The sequence below is a fragment of the Pseudomonas sp. B16(2017) genome (genome assembly GCF_002113205.1).
Taxonomy (GTDB): domain Bacteria; phylum Pseudomonadota; class Gammaproteobacteria; order Pseudomonadales; family Pseudomonadaceae; genus Aquipseudomonas; species Aquipseudomonas pharyngis.
The window spans coordinates 371481-383366 of record NZ_NEKA01000002.1; the positions used below are offsets into that span (position 1 = coordinate 371481).

Sequence of the window (11886 nt, forward strand, 5' to 3'; positions counted from 1 at the left end):
TCCTTAAGATTTACGCGCGACGCGTTCGAGCAATGCCGTCAGCTCATCGAGCTTAGCAGAGAGTGTCTCAACGTCATGTTTAGACGGAATGCCGATACGATTCAAGGCACTGGCCACACGCGTGTCGAACGCCTTCTCGACCTTGTCGAGCTGAACTTCGACCCGGCCTTTGAAAGAGCTGACTTCGCTCTTGGCTTCATCAATCTCGGCGTTGGCCGCTTCGAGTTTTTCGGTGACGGCTTTTTTGCCTTTCTTTTCAACAGTTTGACCAGCCTTGATCAACTCCTGAAAGTACTCGCTGCCCTCCTGACCGACCTTGGTGTAGGCACCCAGGCCTGCCAGCCAGATCTTGCGGGCATAGGATTTGACGTCGCTCAGAGCGGAAGTCGAAGCGTCGATTTTTTTCTTCAAAATGACTTTGGCCATGGTGCACCTCACGCGCAGAAGGTTTGAGGAACTGCCCTGACGAGTGTCGGGCTCAGGCACAAAGTAGGGAGAAAAATTAGAAACGGCACCCTAACAACTGACATAAAAGGCAGGTGCAGGAGAAAAAAACGGGGAGCCCGAAGCTCCCCGTTTTGTCCTGATCAGACCAGCGCTTTATCCAGCGCCTTTTCGATCTCGGCTTTGATCATGCCGCTCATGGCCGACATCATCAGGCCCAGTTCCACGTCGACCCGGATCGAATCCTCGGCCACATGCACCGCGCCCTTCACGCCCGAACGCTTGAGGTTCAGGACATCGCCCGACCACTGCGGCTCCAGGCCATATTGATCGGAGAGTTTCTGCGCCAGTTTGTCGGCTTTCTCGCGGGCCGCTTCCTTGCCCAGGCTGTGGGCACGCTCAACACTGATATGGGCCATTGAATGACTCCTGCTTTTTGAATGGGGCTATGAATGCCTGCAACGAATCTTGACCGCCACTGCGGCAAATCGTCCCGAAGGTTGCCCATCTTACCTTTAGCCATTCCAAGACAAAGCATGGCTTGGGGATTAGAATGTCGCGCATTCTCTTTTGGTGACAGCGATATGACTGATCAGCGCAAAGGCAGCGATGCCGAACCCACCACTCACTTCGGCTTCAAAAACGTTCCGGAAAGCCAGAAAGCGGAAAAAGTCGCTGAGGTGTTCCACTCCGTGGCCGCCAAGTACGACCTGATGAACGACCTTCTGTCGGGCGGCATGCACCGTCTGTGGAAGCGTTTCGCGATCGAATTGTCTGGCGTACGCGCCGGCAACCGCGTGCTGGACATCGCCGGCGGCACGGGCGACCTGACCAAGAAATTTTCGCACCTGGTCGGCCCGACCGGTCAGGTGGTGCTGGCCGACATCAACGAATCCATGCTCAAGGTCGGTCGTGACCGCCTGCTGGATGTCGGCGTGTCGGGCAACGTCGAGTTCGTCCAGGCCGACGCTGAAAAGCTGCCGTTCCCGGACAACCATTTCGACTGCGTGACCATCGCCTTCGGCCTGCGCAACGTGACGCACAAGGAAGACGCCCTGCGTTCGATGCTGCGCGTACTCAAGCCGGGCGGCCGCCTGCTGGTGCTGGAATTCTCCAAGCCGACCAACGCGCTGATGTCCAAGGCCTACGACGCCTACTCGTTCGCCTTCATGCCGCTGATGGGCAAGCTGATCACCAACGACTCGGAAAGCTATCGTTACCTGGCCGAATCGATCCGCATGCACCCGAATCAGGAAACCCTGAAGTCGATGATGGTCGACGCCGGTTTCGACCGCGTGACCTATCACAACATGACCGCAGGCATCGTCGCCCTGCACCGCGGCATCAAGCCCTGATGCTGCTGACCGGGCTGCTCGCCAGCGTCGAACTCGGCCTGAACCGCGTGCTGCGTCTCGACAGCACGGCGCTGCCGCGACTGGCGCACCTGACCGGCAAAGTGATTGCCGTGGATTGCCGCAGCCCGGCGCTGCAACTGTTCATCCTGCCGAGCGACGAAGGCCTGATGCTGGCGTCCCACTGGGAAACCGGCGTCGACTGCACCCTGCGCGCCCCGGCTTCGAGCCTGGTGAAACTGGCCCTGAGCAAGGACAAGACGGCGGTGCTGCACGCGCCGGAAGTCGAACTCGACGGCGACAGCGGCGTGCTGCTGGAGCTGGCGGGCGTGCTGCAGGACCTGGAGCTGGACTGGGAGTACGAACTCTCGCGCTGGCTGGGACCTGTCGCCACGCAACTGGTCGGCGGCCACCTGCGCAGCCGCGCCCGCTGGTATCAACAAGGATTTGCCAGCCTCAACCAGAACCTCGCTGAATACCTGGCCGAAGAATCGCGCACCCTCGTCGGGCAGCGCGAAGCCGAAGCCCGTTTCAGCGAACTGGACCGGATCAAACTCGATCTGGAACGTCTCGAGGCGCGCTTCGAGCGCCTTTCCCGATCCCTCGACCCAAGCGATAACGCATGAAGCTGCTCGCCGTCCGCCGTCTGTTGCGCATCCAGCGCGTCGTGATCCGCTACCGCCTCGATGACCTGCTGTTCGATCTGCCTTTGCCGTGGTTCCTGCTGGCGCTGCGCTACGTCCTGCCGTGGCGCTGGTTCCCGCGCAAGCCGCTGGACCTGAGCCGTGGCGCACGCCTGCGCCTGGCGTTGCAGGACCTGGGGCCGATCTTCATCAAGTTCGGGCAGATCCTTTCGACCCGCCGCGACCTGCTGCCGGAAGACATCGCCGATGAGCTGATGCGGTTGCAGGACCGCGTGCCGCCGTTCGATTCGCAGCTGTCGGTCAAACTGATCGAAGAGCAACTGGGCAAGAAGATCAGCGAAGTGTTCAGCCGCTTCGACGTCGAACCGCTGGCCTCGGCCTCGGTGGCGCAGGTGCACGCCGCGCAACTGAAGACCGGTGAAGAAGTGGTGGTCAAGGTGATCCGCCCGGGCCTGAAACCGATCATCGCCCAGGATCTGGCGTGGCTGTTCATCCTCGCCCGCGCCGCCGAAAAAGTCTCCGCCGACGCCCGTCTGCTGCACCCGGTGGACGTGGTCAGCGACTACGAAAAAACCATCTACGACGAACTCGACCTGTTGCGCGAGGCGGCCAACGCCAGCCAGTTGAAGCGCAACTTCGAAGGCTCGCCGCTGTTGTATGTACCACAAGTCTATTGGGACTGGTGCCGGCCGAAAGTGCTGGTGATGGAGCGCATCTACGGGATTCAGGTGACGGATCTGGCGACCCTCGCCGACCAGCGCACCGACATGAAGCTGCTCGCCGAACGCGGCGTGGAGATCTTCTTCACCCAGGTGTTTCGCGACAGTTTCTTCCACGCCGACATGCACCCGGGCAACATCTTCGTCAGCACCGTCAACCCGTGGAGCCCGCAGTACATCGCGATCGACTGCGGCATCGTCGGCAGCCTGACCCCGGAAGACCAGGATTATCTGGCGCGCAACCTGTTCGCCTTCTTCAAGCGCGACTACCGCCGCGTGGCGCAATTGCACATCGATTCGGGCTGGGTGCCGGCGGAAACCAAATTGAATGAATTCGAAGCGGCGATCCGTACCGTGTGCGAGCCGATCTTCGAAAAACCATTAAAAGATATTTCATTTGGCCAGGTGCTGATGCGCCTGTTCCAGACCGCGCGCCGCTTCAACATGGAAGTGCAGCCGCAACTCGTATTGCTGCAAAAGACCCTGCTGAACATCGAAGGCCTGGGCCGTCAGCTGTACCCGGATCTGGATCTGTGGAACACCGCGCAGCCGTTCCTCGAACGCTGGATGCGCGAGCGCGTCAGCCCGAAAGCCTTGCTCGGCAACGTCCAGAGCCAGTTCGAACAACTGCCGCACCTGGCCAACATGGCCCGCGATCTGCTCGAACGCATGTCCCAGCCCCACGCCAACGACCCGCCGCCACCGTGGAAAAAACGCAAGGACGACTGGTTCCTGCGCCTGCTCGGCAGCGCCCATCTGGCGGGTGGTACGATCCTCGCCGCCGGGGGCCCGATGCACGAACTGGGGCATTGGCCCGCCGGGATCATGGTGGCAGTCGGCTTGTATCTGGTCGTTCGCCGATAGCCAGTTCCGTGATCGGCTGGCACACTGTTTCAACGCCTGAACCCGACTATTGAAGTGTGGGTTCGCTGTCGGAGTCGAAGATGAAAAACTGGCTGGACGAGATCAAGTGGGACGCCGATGGCCTGGTGCCGGCGATTGCCCAGGATCACAAGACCGGACGCGTATTGATGATGGCCTGGATGAACCGCGAAGCCCTGGAGCTGACCGCGGCGGAAAACCGTGCCATCTATTGGTCACGTTCCCGTGGCAAGCTGTGGCGCAAGGGCGAAGAGTCCGGCCACGTACAGACGCTGCATGAAATGCGTCTGGACTGCGACGCCGACGTCATCATCCTGATGGTCGAACAGATCGGCGACATCGCTTGCCATACCGGCCGTCAAAGCTGCTTCTACCGCGTCTTCGAAAACGGCGACTGGAAAACGGTCGACCCGGTCCTGAAAGACCCGCACGCTATTTACTCCGCAGGACACAAACATGAGTGACACCCTGACCCGCCTCGCTCAGGTGCTGGAAGAGCGCAAGGGCGCTGCTGCCGACAGTTCGTATGTGGCTAGTCTGTATCACAAGGGCTTGAACAAGATTCTGGAAAAGGTCGGCGAAGAATCGGTCGAAACGATCATTGCCGCCAAGGACGCCGCCGTCAGCGGCGACTGCAGCGACGTGATCTACGAGACCGCCGACCTGTGGTTCCACAGCATGGTCATGCTTGCCCAGCTGGGGCAGCATCCGCAGGCGGTGCTGGATGAACTGGATCGCCGTTTCGGCCTGTCCGGACACGTCGAGAAAGCCTCGCGCCCGTCCGCCTGAACAACTTCAAAAGAGGAACAGCAACATGGGCATTTTTGACTGGAAACACTGGATCGTCATCCTGGTGGTCGTGGTACTGGTGTTCGGTACCAAGAAACTGAAGAACCTCGGCACCGACGTTGGCGAGTCGATCAAGGGCTTCCGTAAAGCCATGAACGACGACGAAAAACCGGCCGATCCGACCGTCACGCCTGCGCAACCGGTACCGCCGGTACAGCCGCAAGCCACCGCTCAGGCCAACCCGCCGCACACCATCGACGTGCAGGCGCAGAAAGTCGAAGAGCCGATCCGCAAAGACGTGTGAGCACTGACTAATGTTTGGTATCAGCTTCTCTGAACTGCTGCTCGTCGGCCTCGTCGCCCTGCTGGTGCTGGGCCCCGAGCGTCTGCCGGGCGCTGCACGCACCGCCGGCCTGTGGGTCGGACGGCTGAAGCGCAGCTTCAACGCGATCAAACAGGAAGTTGAGCGTGAAATCGGTGCCGACGAAATCCGTCGGCAACTGCACAACGAGCACATCCTGTCGCTGGAACAGGAGGCGCGGAAGATTTTCACGCCGGTTCAGCAGGAGCCGACGCCGGTACAGCCGGTGGCAGATCAGACGCCAGTGCCTCCGGTTGTGGAACAAACAATTCATGCGCCGACGGCGAGCGTCGAGCACGTCTCTGCCGCAGCCGCTGAAACTGCGCCGATCATGAAGCCTGTCGAACCCATTGCTCCAGCTGCCGCGCCAACAACGCCGGCCCCTCACGACCCAACATTGCCGCCGCGAGCCCCATGAGCGATCTCCCCGAAAACGACCAGCACATGCCGCTGGTTTCGCACCTCACCGAGTTGCGCACCCGCCTGCTGCGTTGCGTGGCGGCGATCTTCATCATCTTCGCCGGGCTGTTTGCCTTTACCCAGCAGATCTACACCTTCGTTTCGACGCCGCTGCGCGAATACCTGCCGGTGGGCGCGACGATGATTGCCACCGACGTGTCGTCGCCGTTCCTGACGCCGTTGAAGCTGACGATGATGGTCTCGCTGTTCCTGGCGATCCCGGTGATCCTGCATCAGATCTGGGGCTTCATCGCACCGGGCCTGTACAAGCACGAGAAGCGTGTCGCAGTGCCGTTGCTGATCTCCAGCATCCTGCTGTTCTACACCGGCATGGCGTTCGCCTACTTCTTCGTGTTCCCGCTGATCTTCAAGTTCTTCGCCTCGGCCACCCCGGCCGGTGTGGAAATGATGACCGACATCACCAGTTACCTCGATTTCGTCATGACGCTGTTCTTCGCCTTCGGCGTGGCGTTCGAAATCCCGGTGGCCGTGGTGCTGCTGGTGTGGATCGGCGTGGTCGACGTCAAATACCTGAAGAAGATCCGTCCGTACGTGATCATCGGCTGCTTCGTGGTCGGCATGATCCTGACCCCGCCGGACATCTTCTCCCAGACCCTGCTGGCCGTGCCGATGTGGATGCTGTTCGAAGTCGGCATCCTGTTCGGCAGTCTGGTCAGCAAGCGCGAACGCCCGGAAGAAACCGCCGACGATCACAACGACCAGCCGCCAGCGACTCAGCCATGAACCTGCTGCTGCTCGAAGAGGCCGACTTCATTGCGGCCGACCGCGTCGTGCTGCGTGATCGGCGCCTGACCCACATGCAGGAAGTCCACCGCTCGGAAGTCGGCGACAGCCTGCGGGTCGGGCGCACTGGCGGGCTGATGGGCTCGGCCGAGCTTTTGCGCCTTGACGCGGGCGAAGCCGAGCTGCGGGTCACCCTCGATCAACCGCCGCCGGCCAAACTGCCGCTGACCCTGGTACTCGCCCTGCCCCGCCCGAAGATGCTGCGCCGGGTGTTCCAGACCGTGGCGACCATGGGCGTGTCGAAGGTGATTCTGGTCAACAGCTACCGGGTCGAGAAAAGCTTCTGGCAAACGCCGTTCCTGGAGCCGGAAGCGATTCGCGAACAACTGATCCTCGGCCTCGAACAGGCTCGGGATACGGTGTTGCCGGAGATCATCATCGAGAAGCGCTTCAAGCCGTTCGTCGAAGATCGCCTGCCGGCCATCACCGACGGCACCCTCGGTCTGGTCGGTCATCCGGGCAACTTCCCGCCCTGCCCCCGCGCCCTCAGCGAACCGGTAACCCTGGCCATCGGCCCCGAGGGTGGCTGGATTCCCTACGAAATCGATCTGTTGGCCAAGGCCGGGCTGCAACCGGTGCAACTGGGCGAGCGAATCCTGCGGGTCGAAACCGCAGTCACCGCGCTGCTCGCCCGGCTGTTCTGAAGTCTCTCCGGACAAAAGGCGTTACAGATTGCCATCATGCGGCCGATACCCTCCCCATAAGTCCAATTAGTGGTCCGAGGGAGTCGTCGCATGTACCGTTGGTTAGCCGAGAGTCTTGGAAACGTCAGCGTCAAACGTAAGCTTGGAATCGGTTTCGGCCTGGTGCTGCTGCTGACCCTGTTGATCACCTTCACCGGCTGGACCGGAATGAGCGGGATCATCAGCCGGGGCGACAAGCTCGGCTTCATCTCCAGCCTCAACGAGCTGACCAAGGACCTGCGTCTGGCGCGTCTGGACTATGAAGCCCGCCGTGGCGAACAGGGCCCCGGCGCGGTCAACGACCTGCTCGGCAAACTCGACGCCGGCCTGCAAAGCGCCCGCGGCATGATCGAGCAACCGTCCGACGTGGCCATGATCGATCAGCAACTGGCGGCGGTTGCCGAGTACAAACGCGCCTTTGGCGACATGACCCAGGCCACCGTGCAGCGTGAAGACGCTCGCAGCAAACTCGGCGCCAGCGCCGATAACGCGGTGGCCAAGGTCAGCGAAGTCGAGAAATCCCTGCTGCAAGGCGACAGCGTCGCGCAATTCAACAGCGTGATCGAGCTGAGCAAACTGCTGCAGCAGGCGCGCTATCAGGTGCGCGGCTACACCTACAGCGGCAAGGCCGAAGCCGAACAACCGGCGCTGGATGCCATCGCCGCCGCCCTGAACAATCTGGAAAGCCTGCCGAGCAAACTGCCCGAGCAACACATCGCCAACCTGCAACAGGCCACCGAATCGCTGAAGGCTTATCGCGCCGCCGTCAGCCAGTTCCGCGACTCCCAGGTGAACAACGCCAAGGCGCTGGCTCGCATGTCGGCCCAGGGCGACATCCTGCTCGACGTCAGCAAGAAACTCACCGAATCCCAGACCATCGTCCGCGACACCGATGCCGCGCACGCCAAAAACATGCTGATGATCGCCACCCTGCTGGCCCTGGCCTTCGGTCTGCTCGCGGCCTGGGCGATCACCCGGCAGATCATCATTCCGCTGGAGCAGACCCTGAAAGTCGCCGAACGCGTGGCCGCCGGTGACCTGACCCACAATCTGGCGTCCCTGCGCCGTGATGAACTCGGTCAATTGCAGCGCTCGATGCAGAGCATGACCCAGGGCCTGCGCGAATTGATCGGCGGCATCAGCGACGGCGTGACCCAGATCGCCAGCGCTGCCGAAGAGTTGTCCGCGGTGACCGAGCAGACCAGCGCCGGGGTCAACAATCAGAAAATCGAGACCGACCAGGTCGCCACCGCCATGAACGAAATGGCCGCCACCGTGCAGGAAGTCGCGCGTAACGCCGAGGAAGCTTCGGAAGCAGCGGTCGCCGCCGACCAGCAGGCCCGTGAAGGTGACAAGGTGGTTGGCGAGGCCATCGCCCAGATCGAACGTCTGGCCGCCGAAGTCGGCCATTCCACCGAGGCCATGGGCGAGCTCAAGCGCGAAAGCGACAAGATCGGCAGCGTGCTCGACGTGATCAAGTCCGTGGCCCAGCAAACCAACCTGCTGGCCCTCAACGCCGCCATCGAAGCCGCCCGTGCCGGTGAAGCCGGTCGCGGCTTTGCGGTGGTTGCCGACGAAGTCCGCAGCCTGGCCCAGCGCACTCAGAAGTCCACCGAAGAGATCGAAGAGCTGATCGTCGGCCTGCAGAACGGCACCCAGCAAGTGGCGACGATCATGGACAACAGCCGCACCTTGACCGACAGCAGTGTCGAGCTGACCCGGCGTGCCGGTGGCTCGCTGGAGAGCATCACTCGCACCGTTTCGGCGATTCAGGCGATGAACCAGCAGATCGCCGCAGCGGCCGAGCAACAGAGCGCCGTGGCTGAAGAGATCAACCGCAGCGTGCTGAACGTGCGGGATGTCTCGGACCAGACCTCGGCGGCCAGTGAAGAGACGGCGGCCTCCAGCGTCGAACTGGCGCGTTTGGGCACTCACCTGCAAACGCTGGTGGGCCGGTTCAAGGTTTGAAGTGATTCATTGGCCTCGGTTCACTGTGAACCGAGGTGAGGCCATTCGCGAGCAGGCTCGCTCCCACAGTCGACCGAGTTGTCCGAGCGGACGCGGTCCAATGTGGGAGCGAGCCTGCTCGCGAAGGCGTCCCGGGAGACGCCGCAGTTACAGGACTTGCCGCAGGAACGCCTGAGCCCGTGGATCCTTCGGCGCATCAAAGAACGCCGCCGGCGACGCATCTTCCAGCAACTTACCGTGATCGAAGAACAGCACCCGATCCGCCACTTCCCGGGCAAAACCCATTTCGTGGGTCACGCAGACCATGGTCATGCCTTCCACGGCCAGGTTTTTCATCACGTCCAGCACTTCGCCGACCATTTCCGGGTCGAGGGCCGAGGTCGGCTCGTCGAACAGCATGACCTTGGGGTCCATCGCCAGCGCCCGGGCAATCGCTACGCGCTGCTGCTGACCGCCGGACAGGCGCGACGGATATTCGCGGGCCTTCTGGGCAATCCCGACCTTCTCCAGCAATGCCAAAGCCTTGGCCTCGCTTTCCTTCTGGCCGCGCTTGCGCACGACTTTCTGTGCCAGGCACAGGTTTTCCAGCACGGTCATGTGCGGGAACAGATTGAAATGCTGGAACACCATGCCGACTTCGCGGCGGTAGGCGTTGACGTCGGTTTTCGGGTCAGCCAGTTGCAGGCCGTCGATGCTCACCGAACCCGAATCGAATTCTTCCAGACCATTGAGGCAACGCAGGAAGGTCGACTTGCCGGAACCGGACGGGCCGATCACTACCAGCACTTCGCCCTTGGCCACGGACGTGCTGACGTTATCCACCGCGCGCACCACTTGCCCACGGGTGTCGAAGACTTTTACCAGATCGCGAACTTCAATCACTTTGCGCGAGCCTCCGCTCAAGCCGGCTGGCGATTTTCGACAGCGGCAGGTTGATCAACAGGTACAGGCCGGCGACGCAGAACAGGATCTCGAACGGCGAGAACGACGTGGTGATGACTTCCCGGCCGCTTTTCAGCAGCTCGGTGATGGCGATCACCGACACCAGCGAGGTGTCTTTGACCAGACTGATGAACTGCCCGGCCAGCGGTGGCAGCACGCGCTTGAATGCCTGCGGCAGCACCACATGACGCATCGACTGGCCGGCACTCAGACCCAGCGAACGCGCCGCTTCGTTCTGGCCGCGGGCAATCGACTGCACACCGGAACGGATGATTTCCGCCACGTAGGCGCCGGTGAACAGCGACAGCGCGGCAATCCCGGCGAACTCCCGGGACAGGTTCATCACCGTGCCGATGAAGAAATAGAAAATGAAGATCTGCACCAGCAGCGGCGTGCCGCGCACCAGTTCGACATAGATCGTCGACAGGTCGCGCAGGGTCGGGTTGCTCGACAGCCGGCACAGCCCGGTGGCCAGACCGATCAGCAGACCCAGCACGCCGGACACCACCGACAGCCAAAGCGTGGTCCACAGCCCCCACAACAGCGGACCCGCCGCCCAATGCCGCGTCACGCCCACGACGTCGCCTTCGGCCACATCGTCGCCCTGAGCGAATTGCAGGCTGTTTTCGTCGACGGTCAGGTGCTGCTCGTCACCGGCATCGTTGCGCAGGGTGACCTGCGCGCTGCCGCCCTTGCGCACCAGTTCGCTGACGGTGGAAATATCGGTCGCGCGCTGGGTTTCCTCGGCCTGATAAGCGAAGTACTGCGGCACACGGTTCCAGCGCCATTCGTAGGACATCAGCGACGTGGCGTAATACAGCGCGCCGGCCAGGCCGACCAGCACCAGCACGGTCAGAACGTGCCAGGGCCATTGGGCTTTTTTCTGTTTCATTACAGGTTCCGGATTCTGTGTTGCTCTGGAGGCCCTCTTCGCGAGCAAGCCCGCTCCCACAGTGGATTTGTGGTGTTCACACAATCTCTGTGGGAGCGGGCTTGCTCGCGAATGGGGTAACTCGGTCTAACTGACCCAGTGTTATTCCATGTCCTTGAGCCACTCGGTGCTCTTGAACCACTTGTCATGGATGCGATCGTAGGTGCCGTCTTCGTGGATCTGGTGCAGGAAGTTGTTGATGAAGTTGATGCTGTCGTAGTCACCCTTCTTCAGACCGAAGGCCAGCGGCTCGTAGGTGAACGGCTTGTCGAGGAACACCAGTTTGCCGGCGCCGACCTTGTTCACCGCGACCACGTTGTACGGCGCGTCGTAGATGAAGGCGTCAGCCTTGCCGTTGACCACATCGAGCACGGCTTCCTGCTCGTTGTCGTAGCCGTGGTACTTGGCTTTGGAGATCAGCTTCTTGGCGACCATCTCGCCGGTGGTGCCGAGCTTGGAGGTGATGCGGTAGTCGGCGGTGTTCAGGTCTTTATAGGACTTGATGGTGCCTTCCAGCTCCTTGCGGATCAGCAGGGTCTGGCCGACCACGATGAACGGTTCGCTGAAGTTCAGGCGCAGGTTGCGTTCCTGGGTCAGGGTCATGCCGCTGCCGATCATGTCGAACTTGTCGGTCATCAACGCCGGGATGATCCCGTCGTAACCGGTGGAGACCAGTTCCAGCTTGACGCCCATGGCCTTGGTCATGGCTTTGAGGATGTCGACTTCGAAACCGATGATTTCACCGCGCTTGTTGGTCATTTCGAATGGCATGTAGGTCGGATCCATGCCGACCTTCAACGAGCCACGCTTGACCGCGTCGTCGATCGCGCCGGCCTGCGCCGCATTGACTGCAACCAGTGCCGTGACGCCGACCAGCAGCATCGACAGATACTTCTTCATCTTCAAGT

The 11886-nt window shown here is 61.6% G+C and carries 15 protein-coding genes and 1 pseudogene; 11 read left to right on the forward strand and 5 right to left on the reverse strand.

The window, feature by feature from the left end; translation table 11 throughout:
* Positions 1-3 precede the first annotated feature (3 nt).
* Both CAG25_RS04325 and CAG25_RS04330 read right to left on the reverse strand, forming a co-directional pair.
* Positions 4-426 carry a phasin family protein gene (locus tag CAG25_RS04325; protein WP_039772451.1) on the reverse strand — a complete coding sequence of 141 codons (423 nt, stop codon included), beginning with the start codon at positions 424-426 and terminating at the stop codon, positions 4-6.
* Between the two features lie 161 nt (positions 427-587).
* Entirely contained in the window at positions 588-863 is a 276-nt protein-coding gene (locus CAG25_RS04330; RefSeq protein WP_007952417.1) for a polyhydroxyalkanoic acid system family protein, read from the reverse strand.
* Positions 864-1028: 165 nt separating this feature from the next.
* Between CAG25_RS04330 and ubiE the strand changes: the two genes are divergently transcribed.
* The 11 genes and pseudogenes from ubiE to CAG25_RS29035 all read left to right on the forward strand — a co-directional run bounded on the left by ubiE (position 1029) and on the right by CAG25_RS29035 (position 9105).
* Positions 1029-1799: a bifunctional demethylmenaquinone methyltransferase/2-methoxy-6-polyprenyl-1,4-benzoquinol methylase UbiE gene (ubiE, locus tag CAG25_RS04335; RefSeq protein WP_007952418.1), complete on the forward strand. Its 771-nt coding sequence runs from the start codon at positions 1029-1031 to the stop codon at positions 1797-1799.
* Positions 1799-2422, forward strand: a complete 624-nt coding sequence (locus CAG25_RS04340; RefSeq protein WP_007952419.1) for an SCP2 domain-containing protein — start codon at positions 1799-1801, stop codon at positions 2420-2422. The genes ubiE and CAG25_RS04340 overlap by 1 nt, the downstream gene beginning before the upstream one ends.
* Positions 2419-4023: a ubiquinone biosynthesis regulatory protein kinase UbiB gene (ubiB, locus tag CAG25_RS04345; RefSeq protein ID WP_085611142.1), complete on the forward strand. Its 1605-nt coding sequence runs from the start codon at positions 2419-2421 to the stop codon at positions 4021-4023. The genes CAG25_RS04340 and ubiB overlap by 4 nt, the downstream gene beginning before the upstream one ends.
* Before the next feature lie 80 nt (positions 4024-4103).
* A complete protein-coding gene (gene hisI, locus CAG25_RS04350) occupies positions 4104-4505 on the forward strand; it encodes a phosphoribosyl-AMP cyclohydrolase (RefSeq protein ID WP_007909357.1) in 402 nt (133 codons plus the stop codon).
* Positions 4498-4830: a phosphoribosyl-ATP diphosphatase gene (locus CAG25_RS04355; protein WP_007952422.1), complete on the forward strand. Its 333-nt coding sequence runs from the start codon at positions 4498-4500 to the stop codon at positions 4828-4830. Before hisI ends, CAG25_RS04355 begins: the two co-directional genes overlap by 8 nt.
* Before the next feature lie 25 nt (positions 4831-4855).
* A complete protein-coding gene (locus tag CAG25_RS04360) occupies positions 4856-5134 on the forward strand; it encodes a twin-arginine translocase TatA/TatE family subunit (RefSeq protein WP_007952423.1) in 279 nt (92 codons plus the stop codon).
* A gap of 10 nt (positions 5135-5144) precedes the next feature.
* The gene (tatB, locus tag CAG25_RS04365) at positions 5145-5609 is read left to right on the forward strand and encodes a Sec-independent protein translocase protein TatB (protein ID WP_085611143.1); all 465 of its coding nucleotides are present in this window, start codon (positions 5145-5147) and stop codon (positions 5607-5609) included.
* A complete protein-coding gene (gene tatC / locus CAG25_RS04370; protein WP_085611144.1) occupies positions 5606-6394 on the forward strand; it encodes a twin-arginine translocase subunit TatC in 789 nt (262 codons plus the stop codon). The genes tatB and tatC overlap by 4 nt, the downstream gene beginning before the upstream one ends.
* The gene (locus CAG25_RS04375; protein WP_085611145.1) at positions 6391-7098 is read left to right on the forward strand and encodes a 16S rRNA (uracil(1498)-N(3))-methyltransferase; all 708 of its coding nucleotides are present in this window, start codon (positions 6391-6393) and stop codon (positions 7096-7098) included. The genes tatC and CAG25_RS04375 overlap by 4 nt, the downstream gene beginning before the upstream one ends.
* A gap of 207 nt (positions 7099-7305) precedes the next feature.
* Positions 7306-8250, forward strand: a pseudogene (locus CAG25_RS29030) (methyl-accepting chemotaxis protein); the annotation flags it as partial.
* Positions 8251-8391: 141 nt separating this feature from the next.
* Positions 8392-9105: a methyl-accepting chemotaxis protein gene (locus tag CAG25_RS29035; protein ID WP_371857706.1), complete on the forward strand. Its 714-nt coding sequence runs from the start codon at positions 8392-8394 to the stop codon at positions 9103-9105.
* A gap of 147 nt (positions 9106-9252) precedes the next feature.
* Here the strand turns inward: CAG25_RS29035 and CAG25_RS04385 are convergent, their stop codons facing one another.
* The 3 genes from CAG25_RS04385 to CAG25_RS04395 form a co-directional block, all read right to left on the reverse strand.
* Positions 9253-9987, reverse strand: a complete 735-nt coding sequence (locus CAG25_RS04385; RefSeq protein WP_085611147.1) for an amino acid ABC transporter ATP-binding protein — start codon at positions 9985-9987, stop codon at positions 9253-9255.
* On the reverse strand, positions 9980-10939 hold the full coding sequence (locus CAG25_RS04390) for an amino acid ABC transporter permease (protein WP_007952431.1): 960 nt from the start codon (positions 10937-10939) through the stop codon (positions 9980-9982). Before CAG25_RS04390 ends, CAG25_RS04385 begins: the two co-directional genes overlap by 8 nt.
* 141 nt (positions 10940-11080) lie before the next feature.
* Complete coding sequence (locus tag CAG25_RS04395; protein ID WP_039772466.1) at positions 11081-11878, reverse strand: transporter substrate-binding domain-containing protein; 798 nt, start codon at positions 11876-11878, stop codon at positions 11081-11083.
* Between the last annotated feature and the right edge of the window lie 8 nt (positions 11879-11886).